Source organism: Pseudomonas sp. NPDC086112 (assembly GCF_044746425.1).
Lineage (GTDB): Bacteria > Pseudomonadota > Gammaproteobacteria > Pseudomonadales > Pseudomonadaceae > Aquipseudomonas.
Genome location: NZ_JBIVCD010000049.1, coordinates 1 through 24,820, shown reverse-complemented (window position 1 = coordinate 24,820; position 24,820 = coordinate 1). Strand labels below are relative to the sequence as shown.

Annotated in this window: 21 protein-coding genes; 13 read left to right on the top strand and 8 right to left on the bottom strand. The window is 59.3% G+C overall.

Annotation, left to right across the window (positions count from 1 at the left end; genetic code table 11):
• From ACIPLA_RS25125 to ACIPLA_RS25115, 3 genes are all read right to left on the bottom strand, one after another.
• Positions 1-1,074 (bottom strand): amino acid ABC transporter permease (locus ACIPLA_RS25125; RefSeq protein WP_401176864.1); only part of this gene is annotated, 1,074 nt, incomplete at its 3' end.
• Positions 1,075-1,084: 10 nt separating this feature from the next.
• Positions 1,085-2,266, bottom strand: a complete 1,182-nt coding sequence (locus tag ACIPLA_RS25120) for an amino acid ABC transporter permease (protein ID WP_401176861.1) — start codon at positions 2,264-2,266, stop codon at positions 1,085-1,087.
• Between the two features lie 65 nt (positions 2,267-2,331).
• The gene (locus tag ACIPLA_RS25115; RefSeq protein ID WP_401176858.1) at positions 2,332-3,363 is read right to left on the bottom strand and encodes an amino acid ABC transporter substrate-binding protein; all 1,032 of its coding nucleotides are present in this window, start codon (positions 3,361-3,363) and stop codon (positions 2,332-2,334) included.
• Positions 3,364-3,832: 469 nt separating this feature from the next.
• On the opposite strand from ACIPLA_RS25115, the gene ACIPLA_RS25110 reads away from it, so the two are divergent.
• The 5 genes from ACIPLA_RS25110 (at position 3,833) to ACIPLA_RS25090 (ending at position 9,160) form a co-directional block, all read left to right on the top strand.
• Complete coding sequence (locus ACIPLA_RS25110; protein WP_123494443.1) at positions 3,833-4,489, top strand: alpha/beta hydrolase; 657 nt, start codon at positions 3,833-3,835, stop codon at positions 4,487-4,489.
• Positions 4,490-4,574: 85 nt separating this feature from the next.
• Entirely contained in the window at positions 4,575-6,062 is a 1,488-nt protein-coding gene (gene rhlB, locus ACIPLA_RS25105; protein WP_123494444.1) for an ATP-dependent RNA helicase RhlB, read from the top strand.
• Positions 6,063-6,201: 139 nt separating this feature from the next.
• Positions 6,202-7,149, top strand: coding sequence for an ornithine cyclodeaminase family protein (locus tag ACIPLA_RS25100; protein ID WP_401176887.1), 948 nt, complete (start codon positions 6,202-6,204; stop codon positions 7,147-7,149).
• A 149-nt stretch (positions 7,150-7,298) separates the two neighbouring features.
• Positions 7,299-8,426 (top strand): FAD-binding oxidoreductase, encoded by a 1,128-nt coding sequence (locus tag ACIPLA_RS25095; RefSeq protein WP_218398933.1) that lies wholly within the window; start codon positions 7,299-7,301, stop codon positions 8,424-8,426.
• A 92-nt stretch (positions 8,427-8,518) separates the two neighbouring features.
• Entirely contained in the window at positions 8,519-9,160 is a 642-nt protein-coding gene (locus tag ACIPLA_RS25090; RefSeq protein ID WP_063341476.1) for a transcriptional regulator, read from the top strand.
• Between the two features lie 124 nt (positions 9,161-9,284).
• Here ACIPLA_RS25090 and ACIPLA_RS25085 read toward each other — a convergent pair whose 3' ends face one another.
• Positions 9,285-10,061 carry an ABC transporter substrate-binding protein gene (locus tag ACIPLA_RS25085; RefSeq protein ID WP_218398932.1) on the bottom strand — a complete coding sequence of 259 codons (777 nt, stop codon included), beginning with the start codon at positions 10,059-10,061 and terminating at the stop codon, positions 9,285-9,287.
• 232 nt (positions 10,062-10,293) lie between these two features.
• A complete protein-coding gene (gene hmpA / locus ACIPLA_RS25080; RefSeq protein WP_401176852.1) occupies positions 10,294-11,475 on the bottom strand; it encodes an NO-inducible flavohemoprotein in 1,182 nt (393 codons plus the stop codon).
• Between the two features lie 147 nt (positions 11,476-11,622).
• Between hmpA and norR the strand changes: the two genes are divergently transcribed.
• The 5 genes from norR (at position 11,623) to ACIPLA_RS25055 (ending at position 16,173) form a co-directional block, all read left to right on the top strand.
• Entirely contained in the window at positions 11,623-13,176 is a 1,554-nt protein-coding gene (norR, locus tag ACIPLA_RS25075; RefSeq protein WP_401176849.1) for a nitric oxide reductase transcriptional regulator NorR, read from the top strand.
• Positions 13,177-13,446: 270 nt separating this feature from the next.
• Positions 13,447-14,349, top strand: a complete 903-nt coding sequence (locus ACIPLA_RS25070) for a chemotaxis protein CheV (protein WP_007905472.1) — start codon at positions 13,447-13,449, stop codon at positions 14,347-14,349.
• A gap of 27 nt (positions 14,350-14,376) precedes the next feature.
• Complete coding sequence (locus ACIPLA_RS25065) at positions 14,377-14,835, top strand: GNAT family N-acetyltransferase (RefSeq protein WP_401176846.1); 459 nt, start codon at positions 14,377-14,379, stop codon at positions 14,833-14,835.
• A gap of 178 nt (positions 14,836-15,013) precedes the next feature.
• Positions 15,014-15,340, top strand: coding sequence for a hypothetical protein (locus tag ACIPLA_RS25060; RefSeq protein ID WP_401176843.1), 327 nt, complete (start codon positions 15,014-15,016; stop codon positions 15,338-15,340).
• 83 nt (positions 15,341-15,423) lie between these two features.
• The gene (locus ACIPLA_RS25055; RefSeq protein WP_401176840.1) at positions 15,424-16,173 is read left to right on the top strand and encodes a YkgJ family cysteine cluster protein; all 750 of its coding nucleotides are present in this window, start codon (positions 15,424-15,426) and stop codon (positions 16,171-16,173) included.
• A gap of 53 nt (positions 16,174-16,226) precedes the next feature.
• Here the strand turns inward: ACIPLA_RS25055 and ACIPLA_RS25050 are convergent, their stop codons facing one another.
• Both ACIPLA_RS25050 and ACIPLA_RS25045 read right to left on the bottom strand, forming a co-directional pair.
• On the bottom strand, positions 16,227-17,369 hold the full coding sequence (locus ACIPLA_RS25050; RefSeq protein WP_218398926.1) for a transporter substrate-binding domain-containing protein: 1,143 nt from the start codon (positions 17,367-17,369) through the stop codon (positions 16,227-16,229).
• A gap of 142 nt (positions 17,370-17,511) precedes the next feature.
• Positions 17,512-17,769, bottom strand: a complete 258-nt coding sequence (locus ACIPLA_RS25045) for a hypothetical protein (protein WP_123494455.1) — start codon at positions 17,767-17,769, stop codon at positions 17,512-17,514.
• Between the two features lie 516 nt (positions 17,770-18,285).
• Between ACIPLA_RS25045 and ACIPLA_RS25040 the strand changes: the two genes are divergently transcribed.
• The 3 genes from ACIPLA_RS25040 (at position 18,286) to ACIPLA_RS25030 (ending at position 24,303) form a co-directional block, all read left to right on the top strand.
• Positions 18,286-19,446 (top strand): efflux RND transporter periplasmic adaptor subunit, encoded by a 1,161-nt coding sequence (locus tag ACIPLA_RS25040; RefSeq protein ID WP_401176835.1) that lies wholly within the window; start codon positions 18,286-18,288, stop codon positions 19,444-19,446.
• Positions 19,443-22,535: a multidrug efflux RND transporter permease subunit gene (locus ACIPLA_RS25035; protein WP_218398923.1), complete on the top strand. Its 3,093-nt coding sequence runs from the start codon at positions 19,443-19,445 to the stop codon at positions 22,533-22,535. Before ACIPLA_RS25040 ends, ACIPLA_RS25035 begins: the two co-directional genes overlap by 4 nt.
• 271 nt (positions 22,536-22,806) lie before the next feature.
• Positions 22,807-24,303, top strand: a complete 1,497-nt coding sequence (locus ACIPLA_RS25030) for a diguanylate cyclase (protein ID WP_401176831.1) — start codon at positions 22,807-22,809, stop codon at positions 24,301-24,303.
• 198 nt (positions 24,304-24,501) lie between these two features.
• Here ACIPLA_RS25030 and ACIPLA_RS25025 read toward each other — a convergent pair.
• Positions 24,502-24,820: UDP-3-O-acyl-N-acetylglucosamine deacetylase (locus ACIPLA_RS25025; RefSeq protein ID WP_401176828.1), on the bottom strand; the 319-nt coding region annotated here is incomplete at its 5' end.

Genomic DNA, 24,820 nt, shown 5'->3' with positions numbered 1-24,820 from the left:
CTTACGTTCCAAATGCATGGAGTAGCGGGACATACCAAAACAGAAAATCCAGAACACCAGGGCCGCGAACACATAGCCTTCAGTGGCCATGCCCAGCCATTTCGGGTCGGCGGCGGCTTGCTTGACGCTGTTGAGCAGATCGAACAGACCGATGATGATCACCAGGCTCGTATCCTTGAACAGCGCAATGAAGGTATTGACGATGCCAGGGATCACCAGCTTCAGGGCTTGCGGCAGAATCACCAGGCCCATGCTGCGCCAGTATCCGAGGCCCATCGCTGCAGCCGCTTCGTACTGACCTTTGGGGATCGCTTGCAGACCGCCACGCACCACTTCAGCGATGTAGGCCGACTGGAACAGGATCACACCGATGAGCGCGCGCAACAGTTTGTCGAAGTTCATGCCTTCGGGCAGGAACAACGGCAACATCACCGACGACATGAACAGCACCGTGATCAACGGCACACCGCGCCAGAATTCGATGAAGGTCACGCAGACCACGCGAATCGCCGGCATGTTCGAACGCCGGCCCAAGGCCAGAACGATACCCAGCGGCAATGCACCGACGATACCGACGGTAGCGATCACCAGAGTCAGCATCAAGCCGCCCCATTGGCTGGTCGCCACTTCGGTCAGACCGAACCATCCACCGTGCAACAAGACGTAGGAAATGATCGGATAGAGCACCAGAAAGCTCAGGCCGTAGATTGCCTTGTGTGGAACGCGTGCGATGAACAACGGCGCCACGCCAATCACCGCCAGCCACACGGTCAGGTCTACGCGCCAGCGCAGGTCTGTCGGGTAGTAACCGTACATGAACTGGCCGAAGCGCTGCTGGATGAACACCCAGCAGGCGCCCTCCTTGGTGCAATCGGCGCGAGTGGTGCCGACCCAGTTGGCATCGAGAATCGCCCAGCTCACAACAGGCGGAACTATCAGGTAAATCAGATAGAACGCGAACAGCGTCAGCAGGGTGTTGATCCAGCTGGAGAACATGTGCGCCCGCATCCACGCCACGATACCGATGCTGCTGCTCGGTGGTGGCATGTCGGGTTTGAAAGTATGAGTCGTCATGCGCTTTTCCTTACCGCTCGATCAGCGCAATGCGCTTGTTGTACCAGTTCATCAGCAGGGAAATGCTGATACTGATCGCCAGGTACACGCTCATGGTGATGGCAATGACTTCGATCGCCTGCCCGGTCTGGTTCAGCACCGTACCGGCAAACAACGACACCATCTCCGGATAACCGATACCGGCCGCCAGCGAGGAGTTTTTCGCCAGGTTCAGGTATTGGCTGGTCAGCGGTGGAATGATCACGCGCAGGGCTTGCGGGATGATCACCTTGCGCAGGGTCGGACCATTGCGCAATCCCAACGAGTGGGCCGCTTCGGTCTGGCCGTGGCTGACCGACTTGATGCCCGAACGCACGATTTCGGCGATAAACGCCGCGGTGTACACCGTCAGGGCCAGGGTCAGCGCCAGCAGTTCCGGGATCAGCACCCAGCCACCGACGAAGTTGAAGCCCCTGAGCTCCGGCATCTCCCAGTGCAGTGGCGCGCCGAAGATCAACGCACACAGCGCAGGGATCACCAGGAACAGCGCCAGGCCTGCCCAGAATTTGTGAAACGGTACGCCGGTCGCTTCGAAGCGTTTGGTCGCCCAGCGGCTCATCAGCACGATGGCCACGATGGCCACGACGATGCTCGCCACAAACGGCCAGAAACCATCCGCCATCAACGCTGCGGGCATGTTCAGGCCGCGGCTGCTGACGAAGAAGGTGTCGCCGAAGTTATGGCTGTTGCGTGGCCCCGGCATGGTCAGGAACACGGCGAAGTACCAGAACAGGATTTGCAGCAGTGGTGGAATGTTACGGAAGACCTCTACATACACCGTCGCCAGCTTGGCAATGATCCAGTTCTTCGACAGCCGTGCCACACCGACGATGAAACCGAGGATCGTCGCCAGGATTACACCGATAAAGGTGACCAGCAGGGTGTTGAGCAAACCGATGACGAACACACGGGCATAGCTGTCCGATTCGGTGTAGTCGATCAGGTGCTGAGCGATGCCGAAACCGGCACTGCGCTCAAGAAAGTCGAAACCCGAGGTAATGCCCCGGTGCTGAAGGTTGGTTTGCGTGTTGTCGAACAGGTACCAACCCATCCCGACCACGGCGACAACCGTGATGATCTGAAACAGCCACGCACGCACTCGTGGATCGCTGAGGCTGAGCCTCTGCTTAGGTGCGCCGATTGAATTTTGCATGAAGTGCCCCGGAAATAATGGAACAGAACATCACCCGGTGGTTGGCCCACCGGGTGATAGAACCATCAGCGCACTGGTGGTGCGTATTGAATGCCGCCAGCGTTCCACAGCGCATTCAGGCCGCGGTCGATTTGCAGCGGAGTATCCTTGCCGAGGTTGCGCTCGAACATCTCGCCGTAGTTGCCGACTTGCTTGACGATCTTCACGACCCAGTCTTTCGGCAGTTTCAGGTCTTTACCATATTCACCGTCAGCGCCCAGCATACGAGCGACGTCAGGGTTCTTGGTGGATTTGGCTTCGGCTTCGACGTTCTTCGAAGTCACGCCTGCTTCTTCAGCATTGAGCAGGGCGTAGCCAGTCCAACGCACGATGGCCAGCCACTCGTCGTCGCCGTTACGCACGACCGGGCCCAGGGGCTCCTTGGAAATGGTTTCCGGCAGAACCACGTAGTCCTTCGGCGAGGCCAGCTTGCTGCGCTGGGCGAACAGCTGGGACTTGTCGGAGGTCAGCACGTCGCACCGACCGGAGTCCAGCGACTTGGCGCTTTCATCGGAGGTGTCGAAAGTGATCGGGGTGTATTTCAGGCCATTGGCGCGGAAGTAGTCGGAGACGTTCAGCTCAGTGGTGGTACCGGCCTGGATGCAGATGGTTGCACCGTCCAGTTCCTTGGCACTTTTCACGCCCAGCTTGCTGTTAGCGAGGAAGCCGATGCCGTCGTAGTAGGTGATGAAGCCTGGAAACTTCAGGCCCATGCCCGCATCACGGGAGCTGGTCATGGTGGAGTTGCGCGACAGCACGTCGATTTCGCCGGACTGCAGAGCAGTGAAACGCTCCTTGGCATTCAACTGGCTGAATTTGACCTTGGTCGCGTCGCCGAATACGGCAGCAGCCACAGCGCGGCAGAAGTCAGCATCGATACCCACGATCTTGCCAGTGGAGTCCGGAACCGAGAAGCCCGGCAGACCGTCACTCACACCACACTGTACGAAACCTTTCTTCTGCACTGCATCCAGGGTTGCACCCGCCTGAGCGAACCCACTGACACCGAGTACTGCGGCTGCAGTCACGATGGCCAGGGTGGATTTCAATAACTTCATTCAAACCTCCAGTTTTGCTCTTGTTGTGTCGGAGCTTGAGCCCTGTCGCACCCTTATGAGGCGTTGTTGACCCATGTTGGCTTTTTTTAGGGTCAACCGACGTAAGGACCGTCGCTATGAGTCTAGTAGGAGAAAATCCACATCATGGACAACTCCCTTCTCACCAATCGGCCGAACGGGCTGTAGCCCTTTCACGTTCGCGAAGCCCGTAGCGGCCACTGGCGAACATCCATCACCGGATTCTTTGCTATCCCATGACCAGCCATACACTGATAGTGTTACCGCAAGGCATGAGATTGGTTGCACAGGCTTCCCCATAGCAAAGCCCGTACCAGACCGCTCGCTAAAGCGATTCAGCGCAAGATCAATAGCAAAACTTTCAACCTTGCGACATCTTCTTAACTGATCAACCCATTGCGCACTCGAACCTCGCACTTAATGAGAGCGCACGCACAACAATGGAGCAGACATGACCGAGCCCCTGATTCTTCAACCCGTCAAGCCCGCAGACGCCTGCGTAATCTGGCTTCACGGGCTGGGTGCCGACCGCTACGACTTTTTGCCGGTAGCCGAGGCACTACAGGAAAACCTGCTCAGCACCCGTTTCGTTTTGCCCCAGGCACCGACTCGCGCCGTCACCATTAATGGCGGCTATGAGATGCCAAGCTGGTACGACATATTGGCAATGAGCCCGGCGCGCGCGATCAGCCGCGAGCAGCTGGAGGCATCCGCGCAACGGGTCTTTGATTTGATCGAAGAGCAGAAGGCCAGCGGAATAGACGCCTCGCGCATCTTTCTCGCCGGTTTTTCCCAAGGTGGCGCCGTGGTATTGCACACAGCCTTTCTGAAATGGCAGGGACCGCTGGGTGGCGTACTTGCCCTCTCGACTTATGCGCCGACCTTCAGTGATGAACTGGAGCTTTCCGCCAGCCAGCAGCGCATTCCGGTGCTGTCATTGCACGGCCAGTACGATGACGTTGTGCAAAACTCCATGGGCCGGACCGCCTACGAGTATTTAAAGCAACATGGTGTCACCGTGACATGGCAGGAATACCCAATGGGCCACGAAGTGTTACCCGAAGAAATCCGCGACATTGGCGTCTGGCTCGCCGAGCGTTTGCGCTAAAAGCTACCCATTGATCCATCCCACTACGCCGCGCCTGATTCTTGCATTACACTGGCCGGCGTATATTCCTTAACCAATTGATGAGATGACCGTGCTCAAAGCACTCAAGAAAATGTTCGGTAAAAGCGAGACTGAGCAGCTCGCGCCAGTCTCCAGCGCTCCTTCTCATACTCCCAGCCACCGCACCGACGGTAATCAGCCTGGCCGGACCGCAACCGTAGCGGCACCGAAGCACGAGCCGGTGACCACACCGACCGCCCCCGCAGCCGAGCCCATCGCCTCTGAGCAGCCGCGCAGCGAAGCCCCGAAACCGGCAAAACCGCGTCGCGAACCCAAGCCAAAAGCGCCGGTTATTCCCTGGAAACTCGAAGACTTCGTCGTCGAACCCCAGGAAGGCAAAACCCGCTTCCACGATTTCAAACTCGCCCCCGAACTGATGCACGCCATTCAGGACCTGGGCTTTCCGTATTGCACGCCGATCCAGGCGCAGGTGCTCGGCTTCACCCTCGCGGGCAAAGACGCCATCGGTCGTGCCCAGACCGGCACCGGCAAAACCGCTGCCTTCCTGATTTCGATCATCACTCAGCTGCTGCAAACCCCGCCGCCCAAAGAGCGCTACATGGGTGAACCGCGAGCACTGATCATCGCCCCGACCCGGGAACTGGTGGTGCAGATCGCCAAGGACGCAGCCGACCTCACCAAGTACACCGGCCTCAACGTCATGACGTTTGTCGGTGGCATGGACTTCGACAAGCAACTCAAGCACCTCGAAGCCCGTCACTGCGACATCCTCGTGGCTACTCCGGGCCGTTTGCTCGATTTCAACCAGCGTGGCGACGTGCACCTGGACATGGTCGAAGTCATGGTACTGGACGAAGCCGACCGGATGCTCGACATGGGTTTCATCCCGCAAGTGCGTCAGATCATTCGCCAGACTCCGCCGAAGAACGAGCGCCAGACGCTGCTGTTCTCCGCGACCTTCACCGAAGACGTGATGAACCTCGCCAAGCAATGGACCACCGACCCGTCGATCGTCGAGATCGAAGCGCAGAACGTGGCCAGCGAAAACGTCGAGCAACACATCTACGCGGTGGCCGGTGCCGACAAATATAAATTGCTCTACAACCTGGTCAACGATAACGGCTGGGAACGGGTAATGGTCTTCGCCAACCGCAAGGACGAAGTGCGGCGCATCGAAGAACGCCTGGTGCGCGATGGCGTCAACGCGGCGCAGCTGTCTGGCGATGTGCCACAGCACAAGCGCATCAAGACCCTGGAAGGTTTCCGCGAAGGCAAGATCCGCGTGCTGGTGGCCACCGATGTGGCCGGTCGCGGCATTCACATCGACGGCATCAGCCACGTGATCAACTTCACCCTGCCGGAAGTCCCGGACGACTACGTGCACCGCATCGGTCGTACCGGCCGTGCCGGCGCGGATGGCGTGTCCATCAGTTTTGCCGGTGAAGACGACTCCTACCAGCTACCGTCCATCGAGGCGTTGCTGGGTCGCAAGATCAGTTGTGAAACGCCACCGACGCATCTGCTGCGGGCGGTTGAGCGCAAGCGCCCGTAACTCGGGCCTTTCAGAAAGGGGCGCAGCCGGCAACGGACTGCGCTTTTTTTTCGTCCGGCTTTTTTCAACAGGACTTGCTAGAGATAACTAAAAGTCCATAATGGACAAATTAGTTTACTTCCAGCGCCCGGAGCCGACCATGCCCAGCACGCCTTATGTAATCACCCAACCTCAAGCCCGCGAACTGCTGGCACACGTTGACGTGCCGCAGATCCTGCGCAAGCTGTTCCGCGACCTGGCCGCCGGGCAAGCCGTGCAGCCGGCACAACAGCTGGTGGAATTCCCGCAGGGTGCCGGGGACTTCATCAACTACCTGGGTGTGCTGGCCGAAGACGGGGTCTATGGCGTCAAGACGTCTCCCTACATCGTGCGCGAGCAAGGCCCGCTCGTAACCGCCTGGACGTTGCTGATGTCGATGCAGACCGGTCAGCCGCTGCTGCTCTGCGATGCCGGTGAATTGACCACCGCACGCACCGCCGCGACGACGGCGGTGGCGGTCGATGCCCTTGCTCCATTGAACGCTCAGCGCCTGGCGATCATCGGCAGCGGTAAAGTGGCCCAGGCGCACCTGCACTACGTCAAGGGCCTGCGGGACTGGCAAAGCATCAGCCTTTATTCGCCAAGCCTGAACGGCAAGAATCCCGAAGCGCTGGCACAGCTTAAAAGCCTCGATCCACGGCTGACCCTCGTCGACAGTTGCGAAGCCGCGATTCAAGATGCCGACGTGATCATGCTCTGCACCTCGTCCGCCGGCCCGGTGATAGACCCGTCAATTTTGAGCAAACCGGCGCTGATCACCTCCATCAGCACCAACGCCCCACGCGCCCATGAAGTGCCGCCGCAGAGCCTCAATCACATGCAGGTGTTCTGTGACTATCGTCAAACCACTCCGGGCTCGGCCGGCGAAATGCTGATCGCCGGTGAGCAGCATGGCTGGGACAAGCGTTCGATTGTCGGCGACCTGCCCGACTTGCTCAGCGAAAAAGTGCAGCGCCCCGACTACGACCGCACGGTGTTCTTCCGCTCCATCGGCCTGGGCCTGGAAGACATCGCACTGGCCAATGCCCTTTACCAACTACAGCGCTAAGAGCACGCCCTTCGTAGGAGCGAGGCTTGCCCGCGAAGGCGGTGTGTCAGTAGACATAAACCAAGACTGACACACCGCCTTCGCGGGCAAGCCTCGCTCCTACAGGGGAATTCCACAATTTCGGCATTTGCGCCCCACAGGAGACGTTCATGAGCCAGGCAGATTTCATCATCATCGGCGGCGGGATTGCCGGCGCTTCCACCGGTTTCTGGCTGTCGCAGCACGGGCGGGTGATTGTGCTCGAACGCGAATCCCATCCGGCCTATCACTCCACCGGACGCTCGGCGGCGCTGTTCACCGCTGCCTATGGCACACCGCAGGTTCGGGCATTGACCCAGGCCAGCCGCGACTTCTTCGACGCACCGCCGCCCGGTTTCTGCGAACACCCGCTGCTGACCCCGCGCGGCGAGATGACCGTCGACTTCACCGGCGATCCGGCCGAGCTGAGCAATCAATACCTGAGCGCCAAAGCCACGGTGCCGCAAATGCAATGGCTCAGCGCCGACGAAGCCTGTGCGCGCCTGCCGATCCTGCGTCGGGAAAAAGTCCATGGCGCGATCTACGACCCGACCGCCAGCGACATCGATACCGACGCTCTGCATCAGGGCTATCTGCGCGGTATCCGGCGCAATAAAGGTGAAGTGCATACCGACAGCGAAGTGTTGAGCCTGACCCGGGATGTCGAAGGGCAGTGGCAGGTTCAAACCAACACTCAGACCTTCAGCGCCCCGATCATCATCAACGCCGCCGGTGCCTGGGCCGACAAGATTGGCGAGCTGGCCGGTGCCAAACCAATGGGTTTGCAACCCAAGCGCCGCGCAGCTTTTATCTTTGCCGGCCCCGAGGGCCTGGATATCCATGACTGGCCAATGCTGGTCAGCCTCGATGAATCCTTCTACATGAAGCCTGACGCCGGCATGTTCCTCGGCTCACCGGCCAACGCCGACCCGGTGGAACCGCACGACGTGCAGCCCGAAGAACTGGACATCGCCATGGGCATTTACCAGATCGAAGAAGCCACCACCCTGACCATTCGCCGCCCGACCCGCACCTGGGCCGGCCTGCGCAGTTTCGTGCGCGACGGGGATTTGCTGTCCGGCTTCGATCAGCAGGTGCCGGGGCTGTTCTGGGTCGCGGCGCAAGGCGGCTACGGCATCCAGACGTCGCCGGCCATGGGCCAGGCCAGCGCTGCACTGGTACGCGGCGAAGCCTTGCCCGAGCAACTCACCCGTTTCGGCCTGGACGCCGAGATGCTCTCCCCCGCCCGCTTGAGCTGATCCTGCCCGTCAGGTGACGTGTCCACACGATTGCGGCAAACTTCCAGTGCCCCTTTTTAACGGGGCGCTGACGCTGCCTGGAGTTCCACTGTATGAACGCACCTGAAAAAGACTCGGCCCTGGACGCTACGTCCATGGACAACTTCCGCGCGATTGCCGATGCCATCGCCACGTTGTTCTTCCCTCATGCCGAGGTGGTGCTGCACGACCTGCGCACGCAAAAGGTCGATTACATCGCCAACAACCTGTCCAAACGGGAAATCGGCGATGACTCGTCGCTGGAAGACATGCTCAGCGAAGACGTCAGCGAACGAAACATCGGGCCGTACGAAAAGCTCAACTGGGACGGCCAGAAGATTCGCAGCCTCAGCAGCGTGTTGCGCGACAGCGAGGGTCGTCCGCTGGCAGTGCTGTGCATCAACCTGAATATCTCGCTGTTCGAGAACGCGAAAGCGGCGCTGGATTTGTTCCTGTCGCCGACCAAGCTGATCCCGCAACCGGACTCACTGTTTCGCGATGACTGGCAGGAACGGATCAACACCTTTCTGCACACCTGGCTACGCGAGCGTCAGTTGAGCCTGAACGTGCTGACCCGCGACCACAAACGCGAACTGGTGCTGGCGCTGCACGCCGAAGGCGCCTTCAAAGGCAAAAGCGCCTCCAACTATGTGGCCAATGTGCTGAACATGGGGCGGGCGACGGTGTACAAGCATTTGAAGGAATTGAAGGGATAGGCCCTGGGATTTTGGCTGTCTGACAGGGCCCCTTCGCGAGCAAGCCCGCTCCCACATTCAATCGCATTTCTTCAGGAAGAACTCGATCAACTGTGGGAGCGGGCTTGCTCGCGAAAGCGATTAATCAATCGCCGTAGATATCCGACTTGAAGTACTTCTGCGAAATCTTCTGATACTCGCCATTGGCGCGAATCTCGTCGATCGCCTTGTTCAGATCCGCCACCAACTGCGTGTTGCCCTTGCGCACGGCAATCCCGGCGCCCTCACCCACGTATTTCGGGTCTTTCAATTCCGGCCCGACAAACGCATAGCCCTTGCCACGCGGCATCGACAGGAAGTCATTCAGTGGAATAGTGTCGGCAAAAATCGCATCGAGACGACCGGCTGCCAGGTCCATGTAGATTTCTTCGTTGTTGCTGTAGCGCTTGACGTTGATGCCCTTGGGTTCGAAAACCTCGGTGGCGTAACGGTCGGTGGTGGTTGCGCGCTGCACGCCGATATTCTTGCCCTTGAGGCTGGCGTACTGGTCATCCACCACTGCGCCGTCCTTCATCACCAGACGCGATGAGGTGAAGTAATACTTGTGAGTGAAATCCACCGATTTCTTACGGTCTTCGTTGATGGTCATGGACGACAGCGCCATGTCGATTTTCTTCACTTTCAGGGAAGGAATCAGACCGTCGAACTCGCCTTCGACCCACACACACTTGACCTTCATCTGCGCGCACAGCGCATTGCCGATGTCGTAGTCAAAGCCGACAATCTCGCCTTTGTCGGTTTTGGACGCAAACGGCGGATAAGCCGCTTCGATACCGATACGCAGGTCTTTCTCGGCGGCGAACAAGCTACTGCACGCCAACAGGCTCAAGGCCAGACCGGTGATGAGGGGGAATTTCTTCATATTCGTTCTCTCGCGGGTTGTTGTTGGTTTGGCAAGACAGAAGAAGCTGAAACGGGGAAGCACTTTTTTGTACTTATATTTCCATACTGGACTTTTACGTATTATCCGTCAATCGGGCAGACAGCCTTATACCCGGCCTCTGGTCGGGTGCTAGCCAAATGCAAAAAAGGCCGGGTCGGTGCTTCGCAAACTAGCGAAACACCGACCCGGCCCTCAGGAACCGCCCATAGAGTTATTCCAGCGCGGCAGCCGGCCCGAAGAACTCGTAACGGCTCTGCTTCTCTGGCACACCTAAGGCCTTGAGGTGACGCTTGATCGCCGCCATGAAGCCTTTAGGCCCCAGGAAGTACGCATCCACATCGCGTTCTTTTGGCAACCACGCGCCAAGTTGCTCCTGGCTCAACAGGCCAACCTTGTCCGCCGCCGGGCTGATCCCATCGTCTTCGGCATAGCAATAAAAACGCTTGAGCTGCGGATGACGCTCGGCCAGGCCATCGATCCAGTCACGGAAAGCATGCACGCTACCGTTACGCGCGCAGTGAATAAAGTGCACCGGCCGCTCGGTCGCCAGCGCCGCTTCGAGCATCGCCAGCGTCGGGGTGATGCCGACGCCGCCACTGATCAGCACCAACGGTTTGTCGCTGGCGGTCAGGGTGAAATCCCCCGCTGGCGGGAACAGCATGATGCTTGCGCCGACGTGCAGTTGATCGTGCAAATGGTTGGAAGCGCGGCCGCCGGTTTCGCGCTTGACGCTGATGCGGTACTGGCCCTTGTTGGCCAGCGCCGACAGCGAATAGTTACGTCGAATTTCTTCGCCATCGAGGATCAGTTTCATGCCGATGTACTGGCCTGGCTCTGCCGCGAGAATCGGCCCCTTGTCCGCCGGTTCGAAGTAGAAAGAAATGATTTCCGCGCTTTCCTCGACCTTGCCCGCCACGACGAATTCCCGCGCACCGCGCCAGCCGCCCGGCGCCTGTGCTTTCTGGTCGTAGATGCTGGCTTCGGCGCCGATCAGGATCTCGGCCAACTGACCGTAGGCCGCGCCCCAGGCACTCATCACTTCCGGAGTGGCAATCTCTTCGCCCAGCACTTCGGAGATCGCTCGCAACAGGCAGCTGCCCACAATCGGGTAATGCTCCGGGAGGATCTGCAGGGCCACGTGCTTGTTGATGATCTTGGCCACTAGGTCGCCCAACTGATCGAGCTGATCGATGTGCCGCGCATACATCAATACACCGTTGGCCAGGGCGCGAGGCTGATCGCCACTGGCCTGGTGGGCCTGGTTGAACAGCGGGCGGACTTCCGGGTATTCGGAGAGCATCATGCGATAGAAGTGAGTGATCAACGCTTCGCCGCCGCTTTCCAGCAACGGAACGGTGGACTTGATGATGGCACGATCTTGAACGCTAAGCATAAGAGCAACCCCTGGGCTTTATATGAATAACCTTTACGTATCAGTTTCCATGCCAACAATTAAAACCTTATAAATCAGTAAGTTAAAAACACAGTAGTCATATCGACACGCGACGCTTTATAGTCACACCGACTACACGGAGTCATTATGACTGCAAAATTACTGCTCACGACCCTGTTGCCCCTGGTCTCCGACCTGTCCCGCGAACTGCCCGAAGGCGAGCGCTACCGACGCTTGCTCGAAGCCATGCGCGCCCTGCTCCCGTGCGACGCCGCGGCCCTGCTGCGACTGGACGGCGAATGGCTGGTGCCGCTGGCGGTGGACGGGTTGAGCACCGACACCCTCGGCCGACGTTTCAAAGTCAGCGAACACCCGCGTTTCGAAGCGCTGCTCAGCAGCCCCGGCCCGACTCGTTTCGCCGCCGACAGCGATTTGCCCGACCCTTATGACGGTCTGGTCGATGGTCTTCACGAACATCTGGAGGTCCACGACTGCATGGGCTGCCCGCTGTTTATCGACGAGCGTCCGTGGGGTTTGCTGACCCTCGACGCGCTCGACCCTGAACGTTTCGAACCGATCGAACTGGACGCCCTGCAAGCCTTCGCCAGCCTCGCCGCCGCCACGGTCAACGCCGCCGAGCGCATCGAGCGGCTGGCCAATCGCGTTGAGGACGAACATCAGCGCGCCGAGGTTTACCGTCAGGCCAGCGGCCAGCAGAACCGCGAAATGATCGGCCAGAGCAAGACTTACAAACGACTGGTGGAAGAGATCAGCCTGGTGGGCGGCAGCGACCTGACGGTGCTGATCACCGGCGAAACCGGAGTCGGCAAAGAGCTGGTGGCCCAAGCCATCCACGCGGCGTCCCCACGGGCCGACAAACCGATCATCAGCCTCAATTGCGCCGCCCTGCCAGATACGCTGGTGGAGAGCGAATTGTTCGGCCATGTGCGCGGGGCTTTCACCGGCGCGACGAATGATCGGCGCGGCAAGTTCGAGCTGGCCAATGGCGGCACGCTGTTTCTCGATGAAGTGGGCGAACTGTCGCTGACGGTTCAGGCCAAATTGCTGCGAGTGCTGCAGAGCGGGCAATTGCAGCGTTTGGGGTCGGACCAGGAACATCAGGTCGACGTGCGATTGATCGCCGCGACCAACCGTGACCTGGCTGAAGAAGTGCGCAGCGGTCGCTACCGTGCCGACTTCTATCATCGCTTGAGCGTTTACCCGCTGCTGGTGCCCGCACTGCGCGATCGCGGTCGGGATGTGCTGCTGCTCAGCGGCTACTTCCTGGAACAAAACCGCTCACGCATGGGCCTCAACAGCCTGCGCCTGACCAGCGATGCGCAAGCGGCACTATTGGCGTATGCCTGGCCGGGGAACGTGCGGGAGCTGGAGCATTTGATTGGTCGCAGTGCATTGAAGGCGTTGGGTAACTGCAAGCAACGGCCGAAGATTCTCAGTTTGAGTGCGGCGGATCTGGACTTGCCCAACGGCAGCATTGAACCCGTGCCGGAACCGGTGGTTGCGGCACCGGCGGCGGCATTAATTGCAGGGGATTTGCGTGAGGCCACCGAGCATTATCAGCGCCAACTGATCAGCGCTTGCCTGGAACGGCACCAGAACAACTGGGCCAGCGCGGCGCGGGAGCTGGGGCTGGATCGGGCGAACCTTGGACGGATGGCCAAGCGGTTGGGTATGAAGTAACGCGATACTTTGTAGCAGCTGCCGAAGGCTGCGTTCGAGGACGAAGTCCTCGCCAAACCGGTCACCACGTTGTACCTGGATATATCGCCTGCGCAGGTTTACGACTGCTTCGCAGCCGAACGCAGCCTTCGGCAGCTGCTACAAAGGTCGCGTTGGTCGTTATGCTGGGGAATATGCCTAAAGCCTACCCCCAACAAGTCGATAACCCGGCATCGATAGCTGTTGGCGATCTTCACAATCGCCCATCACCTTTTTCCACAGAAGGTTTTTATGTCTTCCAACAAAGCCCGCGCAGATTCACTTTCGCTTCTGCTGTTTACCTTGCGCAGCGGCAAGCTGATGGCGATCAACCTGCTGAAAGTCAGCGAAATCATCCCCTGCCCACCGCTGACCAAGCTGCCGGAGTCGCACCCCCACGTCAAAGGCATCGCCACCCTGCGCGGCGCATCGTTGTCGGTGATCGACCTGAGCCGCGCCATCGGCGAGCGACCACTGGAAGACCCGAACGGTGGCTGCCTGATCGTCACCGACGTCAGCCGCTCCAAGCAGGGCCTGCACGTTCAGGCGGTGAGCAAGATCGTCCATTGCCTGACCACCGACATCCGTCCACCGCCCTTCGGCTCCGGTGGCGTGCGCTCGTACATCACCGGCGTGACCTCCGTCGACGGCACGCTGGTGCAAGTGCTGGACATCGAAAAGGTCATCCACGGCATCGCTCCGGCGCAGATCGAAACGGCCCCCACCGAACTGAGCATGGAAGACGCCGAAGTCCTCGGCAACGCGCGAATCCTGGTGGTCGATGACAGCCAGGTCGCCCTGCAACAATCGGTACACACCCTGCGCAACCTCGGCCTGCAATGCCACACCGCTCGCAGCGCCAAGGAAGCCATCGACTGCCTGCTGGACCTGCAAGGCACCGCCCAGCAGATCAACCTGATCGTTTCCGATATCGAAATGTCGGAAATGGACGGCTATGCCCTCACCCGCACATTGCGCGAAACGCCGGACTTCTCGCACCTCTATGTGTTGCTGCACACCTCGCTGGACAGCGCGATGAACAGCGAGAAGGCTCGACTGGCCGGAGCCAACGCGGTGCTGACCAAATTCTCCTCGCCGGAACTGACCAAATGCCTGATCGCGGCGGCCAGGGCCGTCGCCGAACAAGGTCATTGAGTGGTGGCCGAGGACTTTTGTTTTCTGATGCGGCGCAACCTCGCTGAGGATGTGCCGCCTTGCACTTGGCCAAATGGCATTGAGTTGACCGACTACCGTCCTGAACTCGCCGAAGCCGTCCATCACTTGATGGAGCTCGGCTATCGAGAAGGTGGCGGTCGCGTACCGGCGCTGGAAGTCTGGCAGCAGCGTTTCGAAACCGATCCCGAATACGATCCGTCCCTGTGCTTCATCGCGTTCGACGCCGAAGGAATCGTCGGCGTTGCCCAGTGCTGGACCAGTGCCTACATCAAGAGCCTGGTGGTACATCCGCGCGCTCAAGGCCTCGGACTTGGCCGTGCATTGCTGCTCAATGCTTTCAAGGTGTTTCAGCAACGTCGCGAAGGCTTTGTGGATCTGAAGGTGCTGGAAAACAACCTTCGGGCCCAGCGTTTGTATGAAAGTGCCGGGATGTATGTGGTCCGCCGGGAGCCCGTGCCTGTCTGACACACCGCTTTCGCGAGCAAGCCCGCTCCCACAGTGGTTCGTCGTCGTTCACAGATTCGGTGTACGACACAAATCAACTGTGGGAGCGGGCTTGCTCGCGAAGAGGCCGGCACAACCAACATCGATCCATCAGGCATACTCCTGACCTCGGCCACTACACGCCAAGGATGCCCAAACCATGAAAGCCACCACCCTGACCTTCCTCTGCCTCACCGCCCTCGCCACCCAAGCCCACGCATCCACCCCCGAAGCCTGGGCCGCCTACGACAAAGCCGTGCTCGCCAGTTGCACCAAAACCAGCGGCCTGAAGAACGTCAAACCCATCGGCAACGCCGCGCAGTTCGATGATCGGGTCGGTTATACCGCGCTCCTGCTGCAAGGCCAGTACCCGCAAAAACACATGAAAGGCCAGCAAGGCACCGAGCTGTGCCTCTACAACAAGAAAAGCAAAACCGCCTACGTGACCGAGTGGGACTCCATCCGCCCAACAGCAAAAGCGCAGTGACTGGCGCATAACTTGCTTCGGCACAGGCCCTTGCGGTGGCTTTTTGTCGCCATTTCATGCCCTCACAGGTGACTGGCCGTTCAATGAATACAACGTTTTCCTGCGTAGGTTGTGGCAAATGCTGCAACGACCACCATGTACCCCTGACACTGGCCGAAGCCCGGATGTGGGCGGCCGATGGCGGTCAGGTGATCGTGCTGGTGGAGGCCTTCCTCGCCAATGGCCTGGGCCTGCCCATGCAGCAGCGCGAACATGCCGAACGCCGTTCGGTGGTGGTTCGAAGCGGCGCCAGCAAGGCCCATGTGGCGATCACCTTTGCCGCGTACAACGTCGGCCCCTGCCGGAATCTTGACGAAGACAACCTCTGCCGCATCTACGAACGCCGACCGCTGGTGTGCCGCATCTATCCGATGGAAATCAACCCGCACATCCCGCTCAACCCATCTATCAAGGAATGCCCGCCCGAGTCCTGGGTAACAGGGCCGGATTTGATCATCGGGGGTGAGCGAGTGGATCAGGAACTGGCAGGATTAATTCAGCGCTCCCGTCAGGCCGATCGCGATGAGATTCAGACCAAGGAGGCGATTTGCGCGCTATTGGGGATTCGGACGACAGCGTTGAAGGGCGATGGATTTACCGCTTATTTGCCGGATATGAACGCGTTTGCCACGGTTATCGATCAGATTTCAGCGCAATCGCAGATGGAGTCGAGCAGTGATTGGCTGTTTCACGTGTCGGGTGAGGATATTGCCGGGCAAGTGCAGGCGGCGGGCGCACAGGTGGCAACCGACACACCGGTTAGCTATGCGTTTATTTCGTTGCGGGCAGCCTGAAACACCCAACCACTGCACAACTTTAGTTGCACAGTGGCTTGTCTGATGGTGAGTCAGCGAGCAGCAACCGCAAGGCATTCGACTTCCACCCGAGCATTCGCCAGCAGTTTTTTAGCCGCGAACGTTGTCCGGGCAGGTAGGCGATCGGCTGGGAAAGTCCGGCGGTAAACCGCATTCATGGCATCGAAGTCTTTGATATCGGCAAGTATGACCGTGCATTTGGCCACATGAGCGAGGGATGAGCCTCGACGTTGCAGTTCGGTGCGCAGGTTTTCCATGGCCTGGGTCATTTGCGGGCCAATCCCGCCCTTGACCAGTTGGCCATCAGCATCCAGACCGAGCATCCCGGAAAGATAAAGGGTCTCACCGGCCTGTACCGCATCGGAAAATGGCAAGCCTTCTTCATTCGGAAAGTAACGTGGTGAATCGGGTACTGCTGGCGGCAAGTAGCGCTCGGTTATCGCTTGGTACTGGCCATTTTGCTTGAGACGCTCAAGGGCCGCATTCAGGTTATCGCGCAAGCGGGTGTCGCTTTTGCGCACAGCCATCGCCACACCATTGCCCAGCATCGGATCGTTGAGGGCAGGACCGGCGAAGTCGAACGCCTGTCCTTGAGGTTGGCTTAGCAAGGCTTGAGTGATTTCGATGGAGTCTTGCAGGGTGGCATCGATCTCGCCCGCCAGAAGACTGGCAATCAACTGATCGTTGAATTGAAAACTGCGCACCGTTACGCCTGCGTCCGCCCAACGCGCCTTGGCGAACGCTTCACGACTGGTGCCCGCCAGGACGCCGATACGCTTGCCTTTGAGCGATTGCACATCCGGTTGCAACGTCGCGCCTTTGCGCGCTACCAGACGGCTGCTCAGGGGATAAAGATTGTCGGTGAAATCGACCCGCTCGCGCCGTGCCTGTGTAGCCGTCATCGGCATGATCACGTCGAAGCGGCCGGCTTCAAGGGCATGGAGGTTAGTCGCGTAATCCTGATCGATCCAGACACAGCGGGATTCGAGCTCAGCACACAGTGCGTTGCCCAACTCGATGTTCAATCCGACCAGCTCACCTTTGTCGTTACGGCTCTCGAACGGTGGAACCAGGGCTTCGACCCCGAAGCGGATCTGCGGATCGACCGCAGAGGACACGCAGCCGGTGGTCAGGACCACCAGAGTGAGCAGGGACAGGGTTTTCAGCAGAGACATCTGGCGACCTTCATCAAAAATTCACAGGGCATGAATTCTTGATGAATGACAACCGTCTTTCCTAGAGGAGTAATCGCGCGTCCTTGTGGGAACTGTCTCATTGGCGGGAGGAATAGTTACCCGCCAACAAAATGCCTGACTATCAGCGTTTACCCATCGAACGACGCGTGCCGGGAGGTGCTGCGCCGGGAGTCTTGGTATGGCCATTCTTCGCGCCATTCTTGTACCAAGGCTGGCTGGCATTCTTCGCCGCAGCCAATTCACCTGGTTTGAACGGAAACTTGAACGCTGGAATCGCCGCTTTGGTTTCGCTGTCTGCGCTGGAGTCGACGCTGGCTGGCAGGTCTGCCTGGTCGTCGCTCAAAGCGTCGGCAACCGGCGGTTGTGTCGGGGAAGTCATGAAAGCTCCGGGTGATGCTTAAAGAGTCGGGCCCGGTAGGCGAGCCGCGAAAGGCGGCAGTATACCTGTGTCGGGAGCCGCAAGCTTCACGCCGCAAGTGAGTCCGTCGGGTTTTGTGCTGACCGACCTGTCGCCTTCGCGGGCAAGCCTCGCTCCTACAGGTGCATTGTGTCGTACACCGAATCTGCGAACGACGATGAACCCTGTGGGAGCGGGCAGTGGTCATGTACAAAATCTGTGTATGACACAAATCCTGTGGGAGCGAGCCTGCTCGCGATGAACGATAACGCGGTCTACGCCGGATCGACGAATTCTCGTCTGACACTGATGACTGTAGGAGCTGTCGAGTGAAACGAGACTGCGATCTTTTGATCACGGGGAATCCGCATCAATCCAAAGAGGTCCAAACTGACAGCGCCGTCAGTTACCAGTCACTCTCCTGACGGGCTAACAGGTTTATAAAGGAAGGTATAAGCCTGACAAAACTCCGACCACTCTGCCCGGCGCCCCACTCGCATGCGAATTCAGAAAAAAACCGCCCTGTTCGCCGCCCTTCTGATCACCCTGGCAGCGCTGGGCGTGTGGTATGCCGCCAAACCCGCCACGACCAAACTGGCCCCCTCCACCGCCATCCCCGTACGAGTGGTCAGCGTCGCCGAAAAAGACGTGCCCCGCTACATCAGCGGCATTGGCTCGGTGCTGTCGTTGCACAGCGTGGTCGTGCGTCCGCAGATCGACGGTATCCTCACCAAGTTGCTGGTCAAAGAAGGCCAACTGGTGAACAAAGGTGATCTGCTGGCCACCATCGACGACCGCTCGATCCGCGCCAGCCTCGACCAGGCCCGGGCGCAACTGGGCGAAAGTCAGGCGCAACTGCAAGTGGCGCAGGTTAACCTCAAGCGTTACAAACTGCTGAGCGTCGACGACGGCGTGTCCAAGCAAACCTATGACCAGCAACAAGCCCTGGTCAACCAACTCAAAGCCACCGCCCAAGGCAATCAGGCCTCGATCGACGCCGCTTTGGTGCAGCTTTCTTACACACAGATTCGCTCCCCGGTCACCGGTCGCGTCGGTATTCGCACAGTGGATGAAGGCAACTTCCTGCGCATGACCGACACCCAAGGCTTGTTCACGGTGACCCAGATCGACCCGATCGCCGTGGAATTTTCCCTGCCGCAACACCTGTTGCCGACCCTGCAAGGCCTGATCAACGATCCCCAGCACACGCCGGTCAAGGCTTACATCGGTGCCGACACCGACGGCGAAACCGGCAACCTGCTAGGCGAAGGCCGCCTGACCCTGATCGACAACCAGATCAACGCCAATACCGGCACCATCCGCGCCAAGGCCGAGTTCGCCAACCCCGCACAGAAACTCTGGCCGGGCCTGCTGGTAACGGTAAAGATTCAGACAGCACTGGATAAAAATGCATTGGTGGTGCCACCCACCGTCGTACAACGTGGCCTCGATCAACATTTCGTCTACCGGGTCAACGGCGACAAGGTCGAAGCCGTTCAGGTGCAGATCGTTTATCAAGGCAGCGGCCAGGACCTCATCAAAGGCGTGAAACCGGGCGATGTGCTGGTCAGCGATGGCCAGTCGCGGCTCAAACCTGGCTCGACCGTGCAGGTAGTGACCGACCCACCGCAAGTGGTGCAATCGGAGCCGAAACCATGAAGGGCCATGGCTCGATTTCCGCGTGGTGCATCGATCATCCGGTGGCGACGGTCCTGCTGACCTTTGCCTTGGTGTTGCTGGGGGTAATCGCCTTTCCGCGACTGTCGATTGCGCCACTGCCGGAAGCAGAATTCCCGACCATCCAGGTGGCCGCGCAACTGCCTGGCGCCAACCCCGAAACCATGGCCTCGTCGGTGGCTACGCCGCTTGAAGTGCAATTCAGCGCCATCCCCGGCGTGACCCAGATGACCTCGAGCAGCGCCCTGGGCTCGACCATTCTGACCCTGCAATTCACCCTCGACAAAAGCATCGACACCGCCGCGCAGGAAGTCCAGGCCGCGATCAACACCGCCGCCGGCAAACTGCCCAAAGACATGCCGAACCTGCCGAACTGGAGGAAGGTCAATCCGGCCGACAGCCCGGTGCTGATCCTCAGCATCAACTCGCCGCAAATGCCCGGCACCGAAGTCAGTGACCTGGTGGAAACCCTGCTCGCCCGTCAGATCAGCCAGATCGACGGCGTAGGCAATATCAACATCACCGGTCAGCAACGTCCGGCGATCCGCGTGCAGGCCTCGGCGGACAAACTCGCCGCCATCGGCCTGACCCTGGCAGACATCCGCCTGGCGATCCAGCAGACCAGCCTCAACCTGGCCAAAGGTGCGTTGTATGGCGAGTCGAGCATTTCGACCTTGTCCACCAACGACCAATTGTTCCACCCCGAGGAATACGGTCAGTTGATTGTTTCCTACAAGGACGGCGCACCGGTTCATCTCAAGGATGTGGCCAAAGTCGTCAACGGTTCGGAAGACGCCTACATCCAGGCCTGGGCTGACGGTCAACCGGGGGTGAACCTGGTGATTTTCCGGCAACCGGGGGCCAACATCGTCGCGACCGTCGACCGTATTCAAGCGGCCCTGCCGACGCTGGAGGCCATGCTGCCGGCATCGGTGCAGGTCAAGGTGTTGATCGACCGCACCCAGACCATCCGCGCTTCGCTGCATGAAGTGGAAGTCACCCTGCTGATCGCGATCCTGCTGGTGGTAGCGGTGATGGCACTGTTCCTGCGGCAGTTGTCGGCGACCCTGATCGTGGCGTCGGTGCTCGGTGTGTCGCTGATCGCCAGTTTTGCCCTGATGTACATCATGGGTTTCAGCCTGAATAACCTGACGCTGGTGGCGATCGTGGTGTCCGTCGGGTTTGTGGTGGACGATGCGATTGTGGTGGTGGAAAACATTCACCGTCACCTGGAAGCCGGCGACGGCATGCGCGAGGCGGCCATCAAGGGCGCCGGCGAGATCGGTTTTACCGTGGTCTCGATCAGTTTCTCGCTGGTGGCGGCGTTCATTCCGCTGCTGTTCATGGGCGGCGTGGTCGGGCGGTTGTTCAAGGAGTTCGCTCTGACCGCCACCTCGACCATCATGATTTCTGTGGTGGTGTCCCTGACGCTCGCACCGACGTTGGCCGCGCTATTCATGCGTGCGCCGGAACACAGCCAATCGGGCTTCGGCGAGCGCTTGCTGGCGCTGTATGAGAAAGGCCTGCGCCGCGCCCTCGCCCATCAGAAGTTGATGATCGGTGTATTCGGTCTATCGCTGGGGCTGGCCGTCGCCGGTTACATATTTATCCCTAAAGGCTTCTTCCCGGTACAAGACACCGGTTTCGTTTTCGGCACCACCGAAGCAGCAGCGGACATTTCCTACGGCGACATGGTGAAAAAACACTTGGCAATGGCCGAAATCGTCGCCGCCGATCCTGCCGTCGAGACGTTCTCACACTCGGTCGGCGTTGCGGGCAGCAACCAGACCATCGCCAACGGCCGCTTCTGGATTTCGCTGAAAAAACGCGGCGACCGAGACGTGTCGGCCAGCCAATTCATCGACCGGATTCGCCCGCAGCTGATGAAAGTCCCGGGCATCGTGCTGTACCTGCGTGCCGGGCAAGACATCAACCTCAGCGCCGGCCCGAGCCGCGCGCAGTACCAATACGTGCTCAAGAGCAACGACGGGGCACTCCTGAGCACCTGGACCCAGCGCCTGACGGAAAAACTGCGCGGCAACCCGGCGTTCCGCGATATTTCCAACGACCTGCAACTGGGCGGCAGCATCACCCACATCAGCATCGACCGCAGTGCAGCGGCGCGTTTCGGCCTGACCGCCAGCGATGTTGATGAAGCGCTGTACGACGCCTTCGGTCAGCGGCAGATCAACGAGTTCCAGACCCAGACCAACCAATACAACGTAATTCTGGAACTGGACACCAAACAGCGCGGCAAGGCCGAAAGCCTCAACTATTTCTATCTGCGCTCGCCGCTGAGCGGGGAAATGGTGCCGCTGTCGGCCCTGGCTAAATTCGATGCGCCAACCATCGGCCCGTTGTCCATCGCTCACGACGGGATGTTCCCGGCGGCCAACCTGTCGTTCAACCTGGCACCCGGCGTCGCGTTGGGCGATGCGGTGATCATGCTCAACCAAGCCAAGACCGACATCGGCATGCCGGTGGCCATCAGCGGTAATTTCCAGGGCGCAGCCCAGGCATTCCAGAGTTCGCTGGCCAGCCAGCCGTGGCTGATTCTGGCGGCGCTGGTGGCGGTGTACATCATTCTTGGCGTTCTGTATGAAAGCTTCGTGCACCCGCTGACCATCATTTCGACGCTGCCCTCGGCGGGGCTCGGGGCGGTGATCATGCTGTGGATCTGCGGCCAGGACTTTTCGATCATGGCGCTGATCGGGCTGGTATTGCTGATCGGCATCGTCAAGAAAAACGGCATCCTGATGATCGACTTCGCGCTGGAAGCCCAACGCAACCGTGGCTTGCCGCCGGAAGAAGCGATCTATGAGGCGTGTATGACTCGGTTCCGGCCGATCATCATGACCACCCTCGCCGCCTTGCTCGGCGCCCTTCCGCTGATGCTCGGCTACGGCACCGGCGCCGAACTGCGCCAGCCATTGGGCATCGCAGTAGTCGGCGGTTTGCTGGTGAGCCAGGCGCTGACGCTGTTCACCACGCCGGTCATCTACTTGTGGCTCGAGCGGCTATTCCATCGGCCTAAGCCCGCCCCGCTGCAGGCGATGGCAACCACGGACTGAGGCGGGGTCTCACGCGGTTCAGGGGCCGCTTCGCAGCCCAACGGGGGCAAGCCACCTCGCCACAGAAATACCAAACCACACCAACACCGCGTAATTATCGACTACCCCCTGAATGTCTTCTAAGCTCCAATTAGCAAAAGGCCAGCATGTTTTGCTGGCCTTTTTTTTATTCGGGATTTATATAGTCGCCTCTGAACGCGACTGGTTTCTGGGACTCTGCCCGATTCTTGTAAAAGAACTCTTTAACGCCTTATTTGCAGAAGTCAGAACCATGAGTGTGAGCAGTGCGAAATCTCAACATCCGATCCGTTCGACACGATCGGAGCGGCTTCTGGTTCTCGGCAGTGTGTTGTTGGTGATTGCGATACTCAGCATCGTGACCTTTCTGCTGATCCGTGAACGCGCCAATGCCGAATTGTCCGCTGCTCGCGCCGCCAACAATATCGTGCAATTGATCGACGCCGACGTGCTGCGCAATGTCGAACTCTATGATGTGTCCCTGCTGGGTTTGATCGCTGCCTCCCAGCGAGAAGACCTCAAGAGCGTTTCTCCAGCCATTCGCCATCTGGCCTATTTCGACCGCGCCACCGCCGCGCCGTACAAGGGCAACATTTTGTTGCTCGACAACAAGGGCGACGTGATCGCCGACTCGGCCTCGGTGGAGCCCAGGCAGGGCAACTATGCCGATCGCGAATACTTCCAGTCTCACGTGAACAACCCGGACCCGGGCATGTTCATCAGTCCCCCCTTCAGAGCCCGGTCGCCCGAACAGGATTGGCGTATCAGTTTCAGTCGCCGGGTGAACGGCCCCCAGGGTGAGTTCCTGGGCGTGGCCGAAGCCGCCATGCGGTTGAGTTACTTCGATCAGTTGTTCAACAGTTTGAGTATCGGCCGCGACAGCACGGTCAATCTGATCAGCAAGGACGGGACTCTTCTGGCTCATCAACCACGTCTGGCCGAAGAACTGATCGGCAAGAACTTCAGTAATCGCCCCAACTTTCAGCGCATCGTCAAAGAAGGCAACGGCAGCTTCACCAGCATGTCCAGCCGCTACCAGGACAAGCGCTTGTACACCTTCTCCAAGGTCGGGAACTTGCCGTTGATCGTCATCGTTGCGCTATCGAGCGATGAAGTCTTTGCGGCCTGGAAGCGCACTGCGGTGGTGGTCAGCTTCGCGACCATTGCCCTGTGTGTGAGCTTGCTGTGGCTGACCTGGTTGCTCTGCCGGGAATTGCGTCGGCGTCAAAGTGCCGAGCAGGAACTGGCACAACTGGCCGCTACCGACCCTTTGACCGGTCTGGCCAACCGTCGAAGCCTGGATCAGGCCTTGCACCATGAATGGTTTCGCGCCCAACGTTCCGGTCTGCCATTGTCGGTGCTGATGATCGATGTCGATCACTTCAAGGCGTTCAACGATCGCCATGGCCATCAGGGCGGCGACGATGCCTTGCGCCGGGTGGCCAAAGTGATCGGCACCCATGTTCGACGACCGGCGGATCTGGTCGCCCGTTACGGTGGCGAGGAGTTTTCGGTGATTCTGGCTGAAACCGACAGCGCCGGCGCGCAACAGATTGCCGACACCATCCGCGCAGCGGTGGAGCAGTTGCCGTTGGTGGGGGGCGATACGTCGCCGATTACTGTCAGTATCGGTATCAGTACCTGGACGACAGCATCCGATATCAGCCTGGAGCAGTTGTTGTATACGGCAGACAAGGCGCTGTATCAGGCCAAGGAAAGTGGGCGCAATCGGGTGGTTGCAGCAGACTGAGATCTACGGTGTGGCGGCCGGCCTCTTCGCGGGCAAGCCTCGCTCCTACAGAGTGTGGAAGTTAAATGCGCCGCTGTCCTGTAGGAGCGAGGCTTGCCCGCGAAGAGGCCATGACAGACACCACAAAACACCACTTTCCCGCCCCCATAAAAAAAGGCCACCCGAAGGCAGCCTTTAAAAACTAGAGAGGTTTTTTGCTTACACGGCCGCAACAGGACGCATGTAAGAGATCGGTGCAGTGCTGGCGTCTTCGAAAGTCACGACTTCCCAAGCATCTGTCTGCTCAATCAACTTGCGCAGCAGCTGGTTGTTCAATGCATGTCCGGACTTGAAGCCCTTGAACTCACCAATCAGGCTATTGCCCAGCAGGTAGAGGTCACCAATTGCATCGAGGATCTTGTGCTTCACGAATTCGTCTTCATAGCGAAGGCCGTCTTCGTTCAGTACACCATCCGCGTCGACCACAATAGCGTTTTCAACGCTGCCGCCGAGTGCGAGGTTGTGCTTGCGCAGGTAC